Below are 14,969 nucleotides of genomic sequence, written 5' to 3'. Positions count from 1 at the left end.
TTTCCGATTACTTGAAACTTATCACATGGAGTTTAGGTTCTACAAAGAATAACACTTGAGAAAGGTGGGGTGAATGTGGCGAGTAGGTGGGATGCGGAGGTCGCCGTCACCATTGAACAGGCAAGATTATTAATCGGGGATCAGTTTCCGGAACTTCATCCATCAAGATTAGACATCATTGACTATGGATTCGATAATACGGTTATGAAAGTGAACAACGATTGGGTCTTTCGGTTCCCAAGACGGGATATAGCCGTGAAGCTTTTGGAAACAGAAGGGAAGCTCTTGCCACTACTCGATGAAAAGAATCTCGGACTCCAAATACCGGTTCCGACCTTTTTGGGAGAGCCATCCCCTCAATACAAATGGCCATTTCTAGGCTACCGGTTTGTTGAAGGAACGATTCCACCCCGAGCACATGAGGTGGTTAGAGAAGGGGAGTCAGCCCTTGAATTGGCTCGTTTTTTAACTAATCTCCATCATATGGATGTTTCAGAGGTTGGGAAACGTGGAGTGCCCTATGACGAAATGGCTCGTTTACAGGTTGAAATGCGGCTTCCTACATTGGAAAAAAACATTCATGAAATCGAAGAACTAAACCTTTTTCATCGGGTTGATAAGTTAAAAGACTACCTTCAGCACGTACCAAAAAAACCATTACCATCAGAAACCACGTTGGTTCACGGCGACCTTCATTTTAAAAATATTGTTGTGAATACGGATGGAATCTTATCAGGGGTTCTTGATTGGGGTGACGTTCACATTGGTCATCGAGCCATTGATTTAAACCTCGTGTACAGTTACCTCAATCCTGCGGGACGGGATTTGTTTTTTAAAGAATATGGAGAGGTAGAGGAAGTCGAGTTGGTATATGCACGGTTCAAAGCCATCTACACCAACGTCGTTTTGCTTCTTTATGGCTATCATGAAAAGCAGCCTCATACAGTAGTGGAAGCGCAGAGAAGTTTAGAGCTTGCATTAATAAGAGGGACGGACCTTGGTGAGTAACACAAGGTCCGTCCCTCTTCTGATTATTTAACGTTTTTTTGAATATACTTTACGATTTTTCTCAGTTCATTCGCATGTGGACGGCCAAATGGACTCGTTTGTCTTTGCTGGTACATAGTTTGTCCTTTTTCATTCACAAGGAAGTAAGCCGGTTCACCATGCTGCCCATGATCCTCATAAGGGGCATCTTCACCGTGATAGAACACATCATAGGCTTTAATTGCCTCTAACTTTTCGTCTGCTAAAACAGGGAAAGTTAAATCCTCTTTGTTTGCAAATTCCTGTAAGTCCTCCAGTTTATCACTGGAAATCGTCAGTATGTGAACATTATGTTTTTCAAACTCCTCTTTGTTTGCTTGTAGCTCTCTAAGTTCTTCCTGGCATACCGGGCACCATGAACCCCTGAAGAAAACAATGAGATGCCAGCTTTGATGTTCTTTTTGATGGTCCTCGAACGAGAACGTTTCACCTGAAACTGCCGGGAGCGTGAAGTTTGGTACCGTATCATTTAATTGAAAAGTTGCCATTATTCATTCCTCCTATTGTTTTCTTTCTAGTCAGATAGGCATTAGGACAATCCTAACCAGATTGAAATACATACAGTATAGTAATTTATTTTGCTTACATGGAGTGTATTTCCCTTTATGTGAGAAACAAAACGTACTAATGCGCAGAATGTGAATAGAAAGGACGAAGGATATGAGAAAAAATATGGCAGGTCCAAATCTATGTATTTTCCCAGAATACAAGTGGTGCGGACCAGGATGCAGCGGACCCGGTGCCCCCGTCAATTCAGTTGACGCAGCATGCAAGGCACATGACCTTTGCTATGAGTGCTACGGTCCAAGTTGCCAGTGTGATCGGATGTTCATGAGGAAGCTTAAGAACGAAATTGATCCCGAGACTCGAAAAGGAAGGCATGCCTTCCTTTTTTATCAATATATGAAGCTGCAGACGAGGGTTACGTGTCAGGGGGATCGGTGTGGAATAAATCGGTGTCGGGGGTCGTGGATTTAGGTATTAACCGCTTGGATTGTTCAAGCGGTCTTATTTTATTTGGAGTTAGGAATGCTTATGATCCAGTTATTACCTCTTCTTCAAGTAAGTTGATGTTGAAATTTGTCACTATTTGTTGAAAAATGGCTAGTGTACCCTATAAGACATTGTTCTTATTTTTGTAAATGATAAAGTAAAGCAATTCTCATTTAAATAGATTTTATACTGATTACTAAGGATTCTTTGAGGTATGGGGGTATGAAAGTCTACTAAAAGAATTTAGAACAAAAGTTACTTTTTAAATTTGTGTAGGGATTTTCATGCCTGATTCTATTACAATTACCTATGATATTGTCAGCAGGAAAGGGGAGAGAAGATGTCATCCATTTCAACAAAAAAGAAAAAATATCTTTTTGAAATACATTTTTTAAGAGCGTTTGCTTGTTTAGCTGTATTAGGAGTTCACGTATCAGCTACTTATTACTCAATGAATGATAATACGTTTAATTGGTTTTCATACTTCTTAAATCAAGTAGGTCGTTTTGGAACGCCCATATTTGTTGTGATTGCCGGGTTTCTATTATTCTATCAAGTAAAAAGAAACACGTATTCCTTTAATAAATTCGTTACATCCAGGATATCAAAAATCATTATGCCATTGATATTATGGAGCTTAGTCTACCGTTTCTTGCTCTATTATTTTGATAATCAACAGATTGGAGCAATAAAAACAGAACTTGTGAAAATCTTTACAGGCGGTCACTTCTATCATCTCTATTTCATTGCTATTATCGTCCAATTTTATTTTATCTTTCCTATCCTACAAAAAGTATTCAGAACAAAAATGGGATTGATTGTTTTAACCGTCATTTCATTTTTTATTAGTTACAATATGATAGGTTTTGATCCTGGAATTGAAGGATTTATCGGAAACTTTATGGCAAGTAAATCATTCATGCCGTTATGGATTTTCTATTTTTCTTTCGGTGGGCTATTGGCCTTTTTCTGGGAGGATATTAGAGATTTTGCAACCGACTTTCCTTGGATGATGTTAATCTTATCATTTCTCATTACAGCAGGAGCAATCGTAGAGTATTCAATCAATGGAGATCTTACGAACAGAAGAGCGAGTAATTTATTTAATATTCCTCTATTAAGCGTTGCTACTATTGGAATGTATCCTTTACTTTCTCAGTGGAGTGTCTTGAAAAAGCCTCTGACGTTATTAGGGAAGTATTCAATGGGGATTTACCTGATACATCCCTTTGTTCTACACTTGATGAAAATTTATTTGCCTGCTTCTACGTGGAACATGATTTATCTGCCGATAATATTTGTCACCGTATTATTAATTTGTGTAGGGTTGATCCGACTTATTCAGCAGGTTCCATTTAGCAGTTATTTCATTCCTGTACCAAAAATTAAAAAAACACCAAACAAAGAAAGTGTAGGGAATGTTTCATCAAAAGAAGCGACAGTATAGACGAAAGAACCGAGTTGATTTTTATAATCGTTCGGTTCTTTTTTTGTGTGATCCTACTGTCTCTACATAAAATGAGCCAGGTCGATGAGATCCGGCAACCTTTTCACCACAGGGAAAGAGTGTAGTGATACACCGTCTCTTCCTTTTTATAACCATTTTTTTCATACAATACCTGCGCATGAACATTGTCCCAGTCGGTTTCCAAAATAAGCGACTTTGCATTGGTTTGCTCAGCATGCTCTTTGGCAGCGTCTAATAGCATCTGTCCGGTACCTTGATTTCGTGCTTCTTGAGAAACATAGAGGTCGTTCAGCTTCCAAATTCGCTCCATGTGAATAGAGGAGAAAGAAGGATACAACTGGGTGAATCCTACATACCTTTCATTTTGGATCGCCACAAAAATGACAGATTCATCCTGAGATAATCGTTCTTCAAGATACCGTCTTGCTCCAGAACTATCCGACACCTGATGATAAAACATACGATAAGAATTAAAAAGGTCCACAATTCCTTCTAAATCTGAAAGTCGTGCCCGAGATATCTTCATCCAATCCCTCCCTACATACACTATTTTATGAGAGTGGGGAGAGAACATGCTTGTGATGATGAGAATGATGTGGGGGAGAAAAAGGTCTGTTTTTTGAGAGAAATAATAGGTAAGATCTGAAAAAGTGGTGAATGAGAGGGGAAATGTTGCATTGAAGGTGGATAATGAAAGCCAGGAAAGGGATAAATGTAGTTTATTTATGCGTCGTTTTAATAATTGCAGCATTATGTATAATGATATTGAAAGGTTTTAATTCTAACGATTTCAGGGCTTTTTTTAAAAAAGGGGAGAGAAAAACATGGGTGGGAAAGATGAAATCAGGCATAAGGTATGGAATCGTCTGACAGAAGAGAAATTAGGCAGGTTTCCATTTCCGTTAGTGGGCCGGATTCCGAATTTCAAAGGGGCAGAAAAGGCAGCCTCTTATGTTCAGAGTATGGATATTTACAAGGATGCTCATGTGGTAAAAGTAAATCCAGATGCACCTCAGCTTCCACTTCGGGCAACTGTGTTGAAGGACGGGAAAACCTTGCTCATTCCAACACCGCGCTTGAAGGACGGGTTTGTCATGATTAAGCCTGAATGGGTGCCCCGGGGAGAAGAGAGAAAGGCGGCGAGTATCAAGCATATGAACTCTTACGGTCAAGTCGTGCCGCTCACGGACATACCTCCCATTGACCTAATCGTCGTAGGTTCCGTTGCGATTCATCGTGATGGGAGAAGGCTCGGAAAAGGAGAGGGATATGCCGATCGTGAATATGCCATCCTGCGTGAAATCGGAAACACCCCAGTGCCGGTCATCACAACCATAAACAGTGAGCAGCTTGTAGGAGACGACATCCCAAGAGATTCCTATGACCTGGCCGTCGACTGGATCATCACCGAAGAAGGCATTACGGAAACCCACACCCCATACCCAAAACCACACGGCATCGAATGGGACCACGTAACCGAAGACGAAATGGAGAAGATGCCGATTCTGAAGGAATTAAAGATTTTCTCTGGAGGGACGGACCTTTAATTTATAATCAATTGGCAAGAATGCTATAGGGACTGGCATCTGTGGAAATTGGAGGTCCGTCCCTCAAAAAATCCCTGAAGGCAAATTCGCCTTCAGGGATTTTTTGGTTATGTTTGTCGCCTCTGGGCAAAGCCCTTCTGCTTTTCTAGATGTCCAGCTCCGGCGGCTAGTCCCTCGAGGTCATAAGTCAAGAACGCCAAAAAGGCAAAGAGCGCCTTTCCGGCGTTCTCGCCTTATGCTTGTCGGGCCTGAACGAGCCGCCTCCGCTTTTCTAGATGTCCAGCTCCAGGGCTTAGAGGCTCGAGGTCATAAGCTAAGGCACCCAAAAAGGCAAAAAGCGCCTTTCCGGGTGCCTCATCTTATGCTTGTCGCCTCTGAGCAAAGCCCTTCCGCTTTTTCTTAGTACCCCTCAACAACCAAATCAAGCTTTCCTGTTTCAGGGCTGATGACTAGTCCGTGTACAGGAATCTTTTTATCCATTAACGGATGATTTTTGATCATGTCGACACTATGGGCCACGCTTTCTTCTACTGAGCTGAAGCCTTTCAGCCATTCGTGCAGGTCGATGCCGGAATAGTTCACGGTGTCGAGTGTTTCTTCAGGAATACCACGGTCCTTCATTTTGTCCAGGATTTTGTGGCTGTCAATGGCGCTCATGCCGCAGTCATGGTGACCGATTACGAGTACTTCGTCGGCTTGGAGCTCATACACCGCAACGAGGAGGCTGCGCATGATACTACCGAATGGGTGACTCACGACGGCACCGGCGTTTTTAACGATTTTTACGTCGCCATTTTTCATATTCATGGATTTAGGCAGAAGCTCTACTAAACGGGTATCCATACAAGTAAGAATGACTAAGCGTTTGTCTGGAAACTTGGTTGTTCTGTACTCTTCGTAAGATTGTTCTTGTACAAACTGTTGGTTGTAATCAAGTATGTTCGTTAATAAAGTCATGTCGTCTTCTCCTATAAAAAAAATTTTGTCACTTCACATTTTGCTGAAGGTGATTTTCTATCTCTTTTATTTTATCCATAATTTCTTGTCGATTCCAATCAAAAGTATTGGAAAGCTTCAAATAAAGAGAAGATACTTTAGCCAGTACTTCTGTCAAATTCGGCTCTTTTCGTGGATATGTGGACTTACCCATGAGATCAAATAAGCCATTTATTTGATCTGACACTTTCTTGTATTGGGTGTCCTTAGAAATGACGGCAACATGGAAATCTTGCTGCATATCTGAAAACTGATAGAATATATCGAACAGCTCGAATGAATCATTTTTCTTCAGATTCAATTCCAGTTCACCGGAGGAATTTTTATGAATAATCCGTGCGAACTTTGGCGAGCTTTCTTCTTCTACTATAGACATGAAGTTTTCTCCAGGTTTTAAAAAGTCATAACCCGAATTAGAAGCATCCATTAAATTAAATTGCCTATCCAATAGTAGTAAGGAATCGGGCATAAATGAAAGTTTTCCACATGATCACTCCTTTAGGAAAGGTAAATGGACGTCATTGCCCCGTTCCTCTCTACAGAGAAGATTTCATGTGGGATAACATTCAGTTGAACCTTATTAAGTTTGGCTATATAAGATTAAGGAGCTAGTCTTTCTGGGAAACAAGCTGTTCAGGCATATCCGTCAGGTACGCATTGAGCTCTAACAAGTCATTAAAGCTGGTTACCTGTGATTTTTCCAGAAAATCCAGGGTATGGTTTGAAATCAATCGGCCCCCAACTAGAATTTCAATTTCTTGATTTTGCTCTCTAATCTCTTCGATGCACTCTTTCAATCGAATCAGTTCCGTTGTCATCCCGATGGAAATTCCAATGGCATGTGGTTTTCAGGCACTAATAAAGGTTAATGCATCTTTTACAGGAACGTATAAGGTAGCAAGTAAATATTTAAGGGTTGCAGTAGCTAAATGCTCATCTGCAACGGTAATTTGATTTTTCTCCCAAAGATCACCGATCCTAGACATAGATGGTTTAATAATGTTCTCGTAAAAACTAAAATTATCTATTTTTGAGTGAATAGAAGACGAATGTAATTGCAATAATGAATGCACGTCTCCCGCGAGGATAGACTTGGTGAAAGACTGGACCAGCTGATTCATATATGATCACTCCTAGCAAAAATACCAATTCCTATATTCAATAGATATAATTGAGATTCCTGCGCTACAGATTTCAATCTATAATTGGATTGACTTTCCCGATAATCTTATTTAATATAACCTCTGTAACACTAAATGTCGCTCAGCTATTGAGAGAGGTTCATAGCATTAACCCTCTATAAAAAACTATGGTTCTATGAATCTAACATGAGGTTTTCTGAAACATGTTATCATTTAAGCGTAACAGGATAGTACAATTTTTGCAATTTACCTGCCTGTTATGTCGATTCTTAGGCTAATGCTATGTCCTCCTTCATTCGAGGCACTTTGAAGGGGAGGATTTTTTACATGTCAGGAAGAAAAGACGAAGATTTAACAGATCTATCATTATTAGGAAATCAGGGAACGAATTACCTGTTCGAGTATGCTCCACACATTTTGGAATCATTCGACAATAAGCACCCAAACCGGGACTATTTTGTGAAATTCAACTGTCCTGAATTCACAAGTCTCTGCCCGAAAACAGGTCAACCGGACTTCGCAACCATCTACATCAGCTATATACCAGGTGAAAAGATGGTAGAAAGCAAATCACTCAAGCTTTACTTATTCAGCTTTAGGAATCATGGTGATTTCCATGAAGACTGCATGAACATCATCATGAATGACCTCATCGAATTAATGGATCCACGCTACATCGAAGTGTGGGGGAAGTTCACCCCACGCGGCGGAATCAGCATTGATCCATACTGTAACTACGGAAAGCCAGGTACGAAATACGAAACGATGGCAGACCACCGCTTGATGAACCATGATTTGTATCCGGAGAAGATTGATAATCGATAAGATGAGAAGGACGATTCTGCTTCAGGAATCGTTCTTTTTTTATTGAACGATAGGCGAATGCTTCTATTGCCGAAATAAATTTCGGGATTATACTTACGGGAAAGATAGAAAAGGAGGGAGCGGGGTGAAGCCGTTAAACGCATCTCTTTGTGTATTAATTGGAGCAAGTTCTTACGGGATTCATGCTTCTGTCGTGAAGCTTGGATTTGCTGAAGGGTACTCGGTTTCAGATGTAACGGGCATACAGTATTTATTTGGAGTGGCTATGTTATTCCTGGCCTTTCTTTTTACTAAAAAAATAAAGATGACAAAGAAGCATTGGGCCTCGCTCTTCGGAGTCGGAATCCTTCTTAGTTTAACGGGAATCTTTTATGGGCTCAGCCTTCATGAGGTTCCTGCTTCCATTGCGGTTGTCATGCTGTTCCAATTTACATGGATCGGCGTTTTGATTGAATCGATTTATTTGAGAAAATTCCCTTCCAATAAGAAGCTGCTTTCCGTTGTGTTCCTTTGGTTGGGAACTATGCTTGCAGGAGGGGTCATTTCTTCTGAACGTTTCAGTTGGTCTGAAAGTGGAATGGGAATTCTCTTCGGTTTCTTTGCAGCGATCACATTTGCCCTGTTTATTTTTTTCAGCGGTAAGGTGGCGAAAGAAGTGCCGACGATTCAAAAGAGCATGATGATTTCACTGGGCGGTTTACTTGTAGTCCTCATCGCGTTTCGTCCTTCTTTCATTCAGGAACCTGTTCAGATTGTTGAAATGGCTGACTTTGGACTACTCGTCGGTATCTTCGGAAGTATCTTTCCTGTCGTCTTTTTCGCGATCGGTACTCCACATCTCGATTCGAGTCTCTCGACGATTGTCGGTGCAGCGGAACTTCCGGCTGCTATACTGGCAGCCATGTGGATTCTCCATGAACAAGTGGTTTTATGGCAGTTCATAGGAATCCTGCTGATCTTGATCGGAATTGCCATTCCTCAATTGCATATGGGACCTGCCCGGAATCGGAAACAATTTGGGTAAACGGAAGCTCTCTTCATTGGTGAAGGGAGCTTTTTTTGTGGTGGAAGCTAAAATTCCCACTATACCCTAATGGTTAACCCCTAAACCAAAATCCCATCCTCATCACATCTGCAAACCCTTCCAATTTTCACAATTATTAAACCTTATTTTTTTGACCGGATTCCCTTTACAAAGGGTCTTGATGGGCTTTATAATCCCGTTGTTCAACTATTTACGGAAAACCAAAAAAATTTTAAAGAAAAAGGAGGTTGCGGTGATGCGACAAAGAATATTTTCCTTCTTAATGATGAATCTTGGTGCATTTCTAGTTTCGGTGAATGTCCATTTTTTCTTATCGCCTAATAATTTAGCGACAGGGGGAGTAAGTGGATTGTCAATCATCATGAACGATCTATTTCCGGGTCTTTCCCTTGGACTGTTCATGATCATAATCAATATCTTGTTATTTATCGTCGGTGTGATCTTTCTCGGCTTTAATTTCGGTGCGAAAACCATTTACGCAAGTTTCGCCCTTTCATTCTATGTTTGGTTATTAGAGAGATTTGCTCCAATGAGTGCGCCATTAAGTGATGATATCTTGATTCAATTGATTATCGGTCAATGCATTGCCGCAACCGGTATGGCCATTGTGTTCAATCAGCAGGCATCAACGGGTGGAACGGATATCGTGGCCCTGATCTTTAATAAATACTTCAATATAGATGTAGGCAGAGGCGTTTTACTGGCAGATTTATCAATTGCAATGTCCTCGGCTGTACTATTCGGTCCGCAAGTCGGAATGTATGCATTCTTCGGTGTCATCCTGAACGGACTGGTCATTGATTATGCATTGCAACAATTCAATTCAAACAAAGAAATCGTGATCATCAGCAGATACAGCGATGAAATCAAGTCTTATATCGTCCATGAACTGGGAAAAGGAGCGACGATTCATACGGCAACGGGAGCCTTCACTTCCGACGAAAAGGAAGTCATCACGACCATCCTTGGTCGAAAGGACTTTTCCAAGTTAAAAGGATTCATCACCCAAGTCGATAATCGTGCCTTCATCACCGTTCATACAATGAATGAAATACTCGGTCAAAACTTCAAACGATTGGCATAGAAACCAAGCTTCACCTCATAAGAAGGTGGAGCTTTTTCTTTGTCAAAGGCTCTTTTCGCAAAGGTTGTTGTTTTTTAACAAAAGGTCTGCTTCGGCTCTGTCAATCAGTATCTGCTGGATGGTGAGGAGAACTACTTCGCTTTCCGCGAACGTTCGGCCGAGCCTCCTCAGCTATCGCTTCCGGGGTCTCGGCACGACCGTATTTCCGCAGGAGTCTACGCAGTTCGACAGAGCTTAAAACTGACAAAAACAATCTATAGAAAACGGATCACTGCTCTCTTTACAAGAGGTTATTTACCGTGGGAGCAAAAAAGACTTTCTAAAGATAAGATTGTTATTCGATCCTATTTTTGTTATTCAAGGAAAGGTTATAGGCAATCATGGCGATAAACATTTGGTTCCATATGCCTTGGGGCTCCATACATGGATAAACAATAGGAGCCTTTTTGTGTTTGTCTATCTATACTTATAGGCAGTAAAAATGTAGTAGCACAGAGTGGATTGTAGCGGAAGGCACTTGACTCCTGCGGGAGATAGAGGAAAAGTCGAGACCCAAACAGACGGAACCTCGAGGAGGCTCGACTTCCTCCCCGGGGAATCTTGTGCCTGAAGCGGAAAGGAACGGTCCATGTTTTCACACTATTACTCATTCAAAAGATAAATTTACCTTTTGGGAATCTGCACATAATCAGTGGGAGAGATTCCAAAAGAGAGATGCTCACCGGCCGTACTTTCTCTGTGTAATGTTTACGAAAAGAGCCTTGTCAAAAAATATTGTTCTACTTTCCAGAAAATAAAGGAAAATTTTACACTCTTCCTGTATAAATAGAAGGTAGGGGGTGGAAATATGGAGAAAGAAGAGTTTGAACGCCTGGAACGGAAAATCAGCTTTCTGGAAAAAGAGTTATACCTGGTGAAAAGGCAGTTGATACAAGCGAAGAGCGAAAGTGAAGCGCCTGTTATTCAAAAAGCAGAAGTGTATACGGAACCTGAAAAGCAGTTCCCTGCTGAGAAAGATGAGCTATTCATCGAAAAAGAACCATTCGATTTTTCAGTGGAACGCTGGCTTCCGAAAGTGTTTCTATTTGTTCTTTTGATAGGAAGTATCTGGGGCTTTATGGCTGCTTCTCAAAATGGCTGGGTTACGCCCGGTTTAAGGGTGTTAACGGGGGCCGTCATCAGTATCGTGATGTATTACTTAGGAGAACGGTATAGCCGGGATCAGAGGAAATTATCCATCACGCTGCTATCGGGGAGCATCGTCCTTGCGATCATTACGTTATTTTCAGCAAACATTTTGTATGGATATATAGGCGGATTCATCACGAATCTACTATTAATCGTTATTATTTCTGTCGGACTGTGGACTTCGCATAAGCATGGTTCTGAAGTTGTTCTGTGCTTGATCGGGGCAGGGGCGTATCTGTTTCCGTTTATTTTTGCAGGGGACGAACGGAATGAGTGGTTGTTTTACGGATATGAGTTAGTGCTTTTCTTTGTGTTGATGACTTTCAGTACTGTGAAACGATACCGGATTGCCTGGAATATTCATTATTATTTACTTTATTTCTCATTGTTTTTCTTTGCGGCCTTTGGAGTAGGGGCGATGACGCTGACCGTTCTGATCCCATTTGCGATTCAGCACGCCTGTATTTTACTGTTGATCGTGCTCAACCGGGATGAGCGGGTGAGTGCCGAAATGATTCCTGCTTTGGTATCAGGCTCATTCATCCTTCTTGGATTATTGAATGATATTTACGTAGCGATCCCGCTCTTTTATTATGTGACTTTCGCTGCGGTGTATATCGGCGTATCGTTCATTGAACCGAAGGAAAAGAAACAAACAAAGGATGTCCTGCTGGTCTTAGGTTTCCTGCATGTGCTCCTCTTCTTATTTGAGCTATTCGAATACGATTGGCGCTTTGTCTTAGTCGGCATTCAGGCTACTGCCCTTTTATGGCTTGCGGGAAGAAGGGAAAGCTATATTGGTTTGGCTGCTTCCATTCTTTTGATGATGTGTTCATTCCTCGGAGTGCTGGTCGGTGCACCCGATGATTTCTTCACGATAGAACTGCCGATTTTTGTGATAGCTTTTGGGTATGTGTATCTGTTTTCCCATTATAATAAAATTGAGTCCTCTTTCTTAAACGTATCGAAAACGGCGATTAAAGTCGTGTTGACAGGGCTTGTGATGTTCTTCGTGTTACGTTTGACGGATTTCATTGTAATCGGCTGGGATTATACCCCACGAACAACCGCCTTCACCGTAGCGATTGCGGCTCTATCCATTGCTTATCTCATCTTCGGTGAAAGTAGGAAAGATGCGTTTTACCGCTGGGTGGGGATCAGCTTTTTAGCTCTGGCATTGGTTAAATTCTTCCTGGCAGATCTGGTGTTTCTGGATTTCACGATCCGTGCCATGATCCTGATTCCAATCGGAGTGATTGGTCTTGTGTTATCAAGAATTTTATATAAAAAGAAATAAACACATTGCAAAAGCTTTCAGAATAATTATATAATGGTGGTATTAACTAACGTGTAATGGAAAAGGAGGTGGAATTGAGATGAATCGTTCTGTAGGATTGCGTGGGAAGTATTTAGACTATATTTACATTTGCCGTGCAATTTTTCATGCATTTGCGTTCAAGGGGACACGTATGCCCTTTTTCAGCAAATGAATATGAATACTGAACGGTAAGAGGTCTCAATTCCATTCACTTTTCTATAAAGAATCGGAAAAAGGGGGCGTTTTCGCTCTCTTTTTTTATGCCTTCTTTTATAAAAGGGGAAGTGCGGTACAATCGTATTTCGATTAGCCATGGGTGAGCCTTCTGCTTCCTCATGGCTTTTTTGTGATAAAAACGGAACCTCTTACCTTAAAATAGATGACCGAAAGGAAGAGGAAAATGATACTATGCAGTGCACAGGAATTAAGCAAGATGTTTGGAGGACATTTAATATTTGAGGAGTTATCCTTTGAAATACCGGAAAGAGCAAGAATCGGTCTCGTTGGCAGAAATGGGACTGGGAAGACGACGATTTTTAAATTATTATCAGGAGTCGAATCACCTGATATAGGTCTTGTCCATTTAAAAAAGGGAGCCAAGGTAGGTTATCTCGCACAAATCCCTCACTTTTCGGAGGGAACGAAAGGGATCGACGTATTACGTTCTGCATTTTCTGATTTAATCAAGACAGGTGAAAGGTTAAAACAGTTAGAAATCCACATGGGGACGGAGCATGATCCTGACATCCTCGATCGTTTATTAGAAGAATACGGAAAAATCCAAGACCAATTCACGAACGCAGGGGGATATGAAATTGAATCCAATATTTCAAAAATCGTCAATGGTTTGGAAATCCGTGAACTGGTAGACAAGGATTTCAATGACTGCAGCGGCGGGGAACAAACCAAACTTTGTTTAGGCTTGATACTTTTGCAAAAGCCTGACCTACTGCTCCTTGATGAACCGACGAACCACCTGGATATCGGCGCCGTTGAATGGCTGGAGGATTTTTTGAAAGAGTATGAGGGCACCGTCGTGTGTATTTCCCATGATCGCTATTTTCTCGATAACGTGATTACAAAGGTGTATGACTTAGAGGACGGGGAATTGATGATTTATCATACGAATTACTCCGGTTTTGTGAAGGAAAAGGAAGAACGTCTGATGGTCGAATTTCAAGCCTATCAGGAGCAGCAGAAGAAAATCAAGAAAATGAAGGAAGCGATCAAACGGTTAAGGGAATGGGCGAATCAGGCCAATCCGCCTAATGAAGCTTTGCATAAACGGGCACGTAACATGGAGAGGGCGTTAGAACGGATGGAGAAGATCAAGCGCCCGATTCTGGACCGCAAGAAGATGGGATTGGAGTTTGAGAAAACGGATCGAAGCGGGAAAATCGTGTTTTCCATGGAGGGTGCTTCAAAGTCTTATGGAGACAAAAACTTGTTCAGTGACGCCGATCTCCTCGTCCATTTCAAGGATCGTACCGCGATTGTCGGACAGAATGGAACCGGTAAATCAACGATTATCAGAATGCTTCTGGGAGAAGAGACCGCCGATGCAGGTGTTGTGAAAATCGGAAGCAATGTGAAGTTAGGATACCTTTCTCAGCACTTTACGGTGGCGGATCCAAGTGTTCGTTTGATTGATGCGTTCCGGGAAGAGGTTCCCGTGACAGAGGGGGATGCCCGGCATATTCTCGCCAGTTTTTTATTTTATGGACCGAATGTGTTCAGGAAAGTGGGTCAGCTGAGCGGTGGGGAAAAGATGAGACTCCGCCTTGCCCAATTGATGTATCAGGACATTAACTTCCTTGTCCTTGATGAGCCGACGAACCATCTGGATATTGATTCACGAGAGGTGTTGGAGGATGCCCTGGAGGACTTTAAAGGCACGATCCTGGCTGTATCTCATGATCGGTACTTTTTAAATAAGTTATTTAAGAAAACGTACTGGATTCATATGGGCGAACTTTATTTCTTTGATGGCCCTTATAGCTGGGCAAAGGATAAGCTCCCTGAACTTGTTCCACAGGAAGTGCCTGCTGCCGTTGTGAAAAAAGAAGCACCCCCAAAAGCGGCCCCGGAAAAGCCGTCGCGGACGATGGAAGAAGTGGAGGCTATGCTTGTACGGGTTGAAGAAGAGATTTTTTCCATTGAAAAGATGCTTCTTACACAAGAGGATGTAGACATCCTTCAGGAGCTGTATAAGCAAAAAGAACAGAAAGAGCAGAATCGAAACAAAATGTATCAGGAGTTAGAAGAATTAATGGGTTAGTGTAGAAGGGGGATGACGACAGAGTCATCTCCCTTCCA

Annotated in this window: 16 protein-coding genes; 10 read left to right on the top strand and 6 right to left on the bottom strand. The window is 41.7% G+C overall.

The window, feature by feature from the left end:
* Positions 1–75: 75 nt before the first annotated feature.
* Positions 76–1,008: a phosphotransferase gene (locus AC6CIB_RS09940; RefSeq protein ID WP_498280143.1), complete on the top strand. Its 933-nt coding sequence runs from the start codon at positions 76–78 to the stop codon at positions 1,006–1,008.
* Positions 1,009–1,031: 23 nt separating this feature from the next.
* Here AC6CIB_RS09940 and AC6CIB_RS09935 read toward each other — a convergent pair whose 3' ends face one another.
* The gene (locus AC6CIB_RS09935) at positions 1,032–1,535 is read right to left on the bottom strand and encodes a peroxiredoxin family protein (protein ID WP_498280141.1); all 504 of its coding nucleotides are present in this window, start codon (positions 1,533–1,535) and stop codon (positions 1,032–1,034) included.
* A 172-nt stretch (positions 1,536–1,707) separates the two neighbouring features.
* Here AC6CIB_RS09935 and AC6CIB_RS09930 point away from each other — a divergent pair, with 172 nt between their 5' ends.
* Together AC6CIB_RS09930 and AC6CIB_RS09925 are read left to right on the top strand one after the other, a co-directional pair.
* Positions 1,708–2,025, top strand: a complete 318-nt coding sequence (locus tag AC6CIB_RS09930) for a phospholipase (protein ID WP_498280139.1) — start codon at positions 1,708–1,710, stop codon at positions 2,023–2,025.
* Positions 2,026–2,380: 355 nt separating this feature from the next.
* Positions 2,381–3,487 carry an acyltransferase gene (locus tag AC6CIB_RS09925; RefSeq protein ID WP_498280137.1) on the top strand — a complete coding sequence of 369 codons (1,107 nt, stop codon included), beginning with the start codon at positions 2,381–2,383 and terminating at the stop codon, positions 3,485–3,487.
* A 103-nt stretch (positions 3,488–3,590) separates the two neighbouring features.
* Here AC6CIB_RS09925 and AC6CIB_RS09920 read toward each other — a convergent pair whose 3' ends face one another.
* On the bottom strand, positions 3,591–4,034 hold the full coding sequence (locus AC6CIB_RS09920; RefSeq protein WP_498280135.1) for a GNAT family N-acetyltransferase: 444 nt from the start codon (positions 4,032–4,034) through the stop codon (positions 3,591–3,593).
* Positions 4,035–4,332: 298 nt separating this feature from the next.
* On the opposite strand from AC6CIB_RS09920, the gene AC6CIB_RS09915 reads away from it, so the two are divergent.
* A complete protein-coding gene (locus AC6CIB_RS09915; protein WP_498280133.1) occupies positions 4,333–5,055 on the top strand; it encodes a 5-formyltetrahydrofolate cyclo-ligase in 723 nt (240 codons plus the stop codon).
* Positions 5,056–5,454: 399 nt separating this feature from the next.
* Here AC6CIB_RS09915 and AC6CIB_RS09910 read toward each other — a convergent pair whose 3' ends face one another.
* The 4 genes from AC6CIB_RS09910 to AC6CIB_RS09895 form a co-directional block, all read right to left on the bottom strand.
* The gene (locus tag AC6CIB_RS09910; protein ID WP_498280131.1) at positions 5,455–6,012 is read right to left on the bottom strand and encodes a beta-class carbonic anhydrase; all 558 of its coding nucleotides are present in this window, start codon (positions 6,010–6,012) and stop codon (positions 5,455–5,457) included.
* A 28-nt stretch (positions 6,013–6,040) separates the two neighbouring features.
* A complete protein-coding gene (locus AC6CIB_RS09905; RefSeq protein ID WP_498280129.1) occupies positions 6,041–6,427 on the bottom strand; it encodes a hypothetical protein in 387 nt (128 codons plus the stop codon).
* 232 nt (positions 6,428–6,659) lie between these two features.
* Positions 6,660–6,869: a hypothetical protein gene (locus AC6CIB_RS09900; RefSeq protein ID WP_498280127.1), complete on the bottom strand. Its 210-nt coding sequence runs from the start codon at positions 6,867–6,869 to the stop codon at positions 6,660–6,662.
* A 30-nt stretch (positions 6,870–6,899) separates the two neighbouring features.
* Positions 6,900–7,172, bottom strand: a complete 273-nt coding sequence (locus AC6CIB_RS09895) for a B12-binding domain-containing protein (protein ID WP_498280125.1) — start codon at positions 7,170–7,172, stop codon at positions 6,900–6,902.
* A 348-nt stretch (positions 7,173–7,520) separates the two neighbouring features.
* Between AC6CIB_RS09895 and queF the strand changes: the two genes are divergently transcribed.
* The 6 genes from queF (at position 7,521) to abc-f (ending at position 14,931) form a co-directional block, all read left to right on the top strand.
* Entirely contained in the window at positions 7,521–8,018 is a 498-nt protein-coding gene (queF, locus tag AC6CIB_RS09890) for a preQ(1) synthase (RefSeq protein ID WP_206852090.1), read from the top strand.
* A gap of 124 nt (positions 8,019–8,142) precedes the next feature.
* Complete coding sequence (locus AC6CIB_RS09885) at positions 8,143–9,042, top strand: EamA family transporter (protein ID WP_498280123.1); 900 nt, start codon at positions 8,143–8,145, stop codon at positions 9,040–9,042.
* 256 nt (positions 9,043–9,298) lie between these two features.
* Positions 9,299–10,147, top strand: a complete 849-nt coding sequence (locus AC6CIB_RS09880) for a YitT family protein (protein WP_498280121.1) — start codon at positions 9,299–9,301, stop codon at positions 10,145–10,147.
* 847 nt (positions 10,148–10,994) lie between these two features.
* Entirely contained in the window at positions 10,995–12,632 is a 1,638-nt protein-coding gene (locus AC6CIB_RS09875) for a DUF2339 domain-containing protein (protein ID WP_498280119.1), read from the top strand.
* Between the two features lie 79 nt (positions 12,633–12,711).
* Positions 12,712–12,825, top strand: coding sequence for an RAxF-45 family protein (locus AC6CIB_RS09870; RefSeq protein ID WP_098351140.1), 114 nt, complete (start codon positions 12,712–12,714; stop codon positions 12,823–12,825).
* 228 nt (positions 12,826–13,053) lie between these two features.
* Positions 13,054–14,931 (top strand): ribosomal protection-like ABC-F family protein, encoded by a 1,878-nt coding sequence (gene abc-f, locus AC6CIB_RS09865; protein WP_498280117.1) that lies wholly within the window; start codon positions 13,054–13,056, stop codon positions 14,929–14,931.
* Positions 14,932–14,969 lie beyond the last annotated feature (38 nt).

Source organism: Rossellomorea sp. GQ25 (genome assembly GCF_059758515.1).
This window is presented reverse-complemented; position numbering and strand designations above follow the sequence as displayed.

Coding starts and splice junctions, on each gene's coding strand:
- AC6CIB_RS09915 (WP_498280133.1), top strand. CDS start 4,333: ATGGGTGGGAAAGATGAAATCAGGCATAAGGTATGGAATCGTCTGACA.
- abc-f (WP_498280117.1), top strand. CDS start 13,054: ATGATACTATGCAGTGCACAGGAATTAAGCAAGATGTTTGGAGGACAT.
- AC6CIB_RS09920 (WP_498280135.1), bottom strand. CDS start 4,034: ATGAAGATATCTCGGGCACGACTTTCAGATTTAGAAGGAATTGTGGAC.
- AC6CIB_RS09905 (WP_498280129.1), bottom strand. CDS start 6,427: ATGTCTATAGTAGAAGAAGAAAGCTCGCCAAAGTTCGCACGGATTATT.
- AC6CIB_RS09870 (WP_098351140.1), top strand. CDS start 12,712: ATGAATCGTTCTGTAGGATTGCGTGGGAAGTATTTAGACTATATTTAC.
- AC6CIB_RS09925 (WP_498280137.1), top strand. CDS start 2,381: ATGTCATCCATTTCAACAAAAAAGAAAAAATATCTTTTTGAAATACAT.
- AC6CIB_RS09875 (WP_498280119.1), top strand. CDS start 10,995: ATGGAGAAAGAAGAGTTTGAACGCCTGGAACGGAAAATCAGCTTTCTG.
- AC6CIB_RS09930 (WP_498280139.1), top strand. CDS start 1,708: ATGAGAAAAAATATGGCAGGTCCAAATCTATGTATTTTCCCAGAATAC.
- AC6CIB_RS09880 (WP_498280121.1), top strand. CDS start 9,299: ATGCGACAAAGAATATTTTCCTTCTTAATGATGAATCTTGGTGCATTT.
- AC6CIB_RS09910 (WP_498280131.1), bottom strand. CDS start 6,012: ATGACTTTATTAACGAACATACTTGATTACAACCAACAGTTTGTACAA.
- queF (WP_206852090.1), top strand. CDS start 7,521: ATGTCAGGAAGAAAAGACGAAGATTTAACAGATCTATCATTATTAGGA.
- AC6CIB_RS09935 (WP_498280141.1), bottom strand. CDS start 1,535: ATGGCAACTTTTCAATTAAATGATACGGTACCAAACTTCACGCTCCCG.
- AC6CIB_RS09900 (WP_498280127.1), bottom strand. CDS start 6,869: ATGACAACGGAACTGATTCGATTGAAAGAGTGCATCGAAGAGATTAGA.
- AC6CIB_RS09895 (WP_498280125.1), bottom strand. CDS start 7,172: ATGAATCAGCTGGTCCAGTCTTTCACCAAGTCTATCCTCGCGGGAGAC.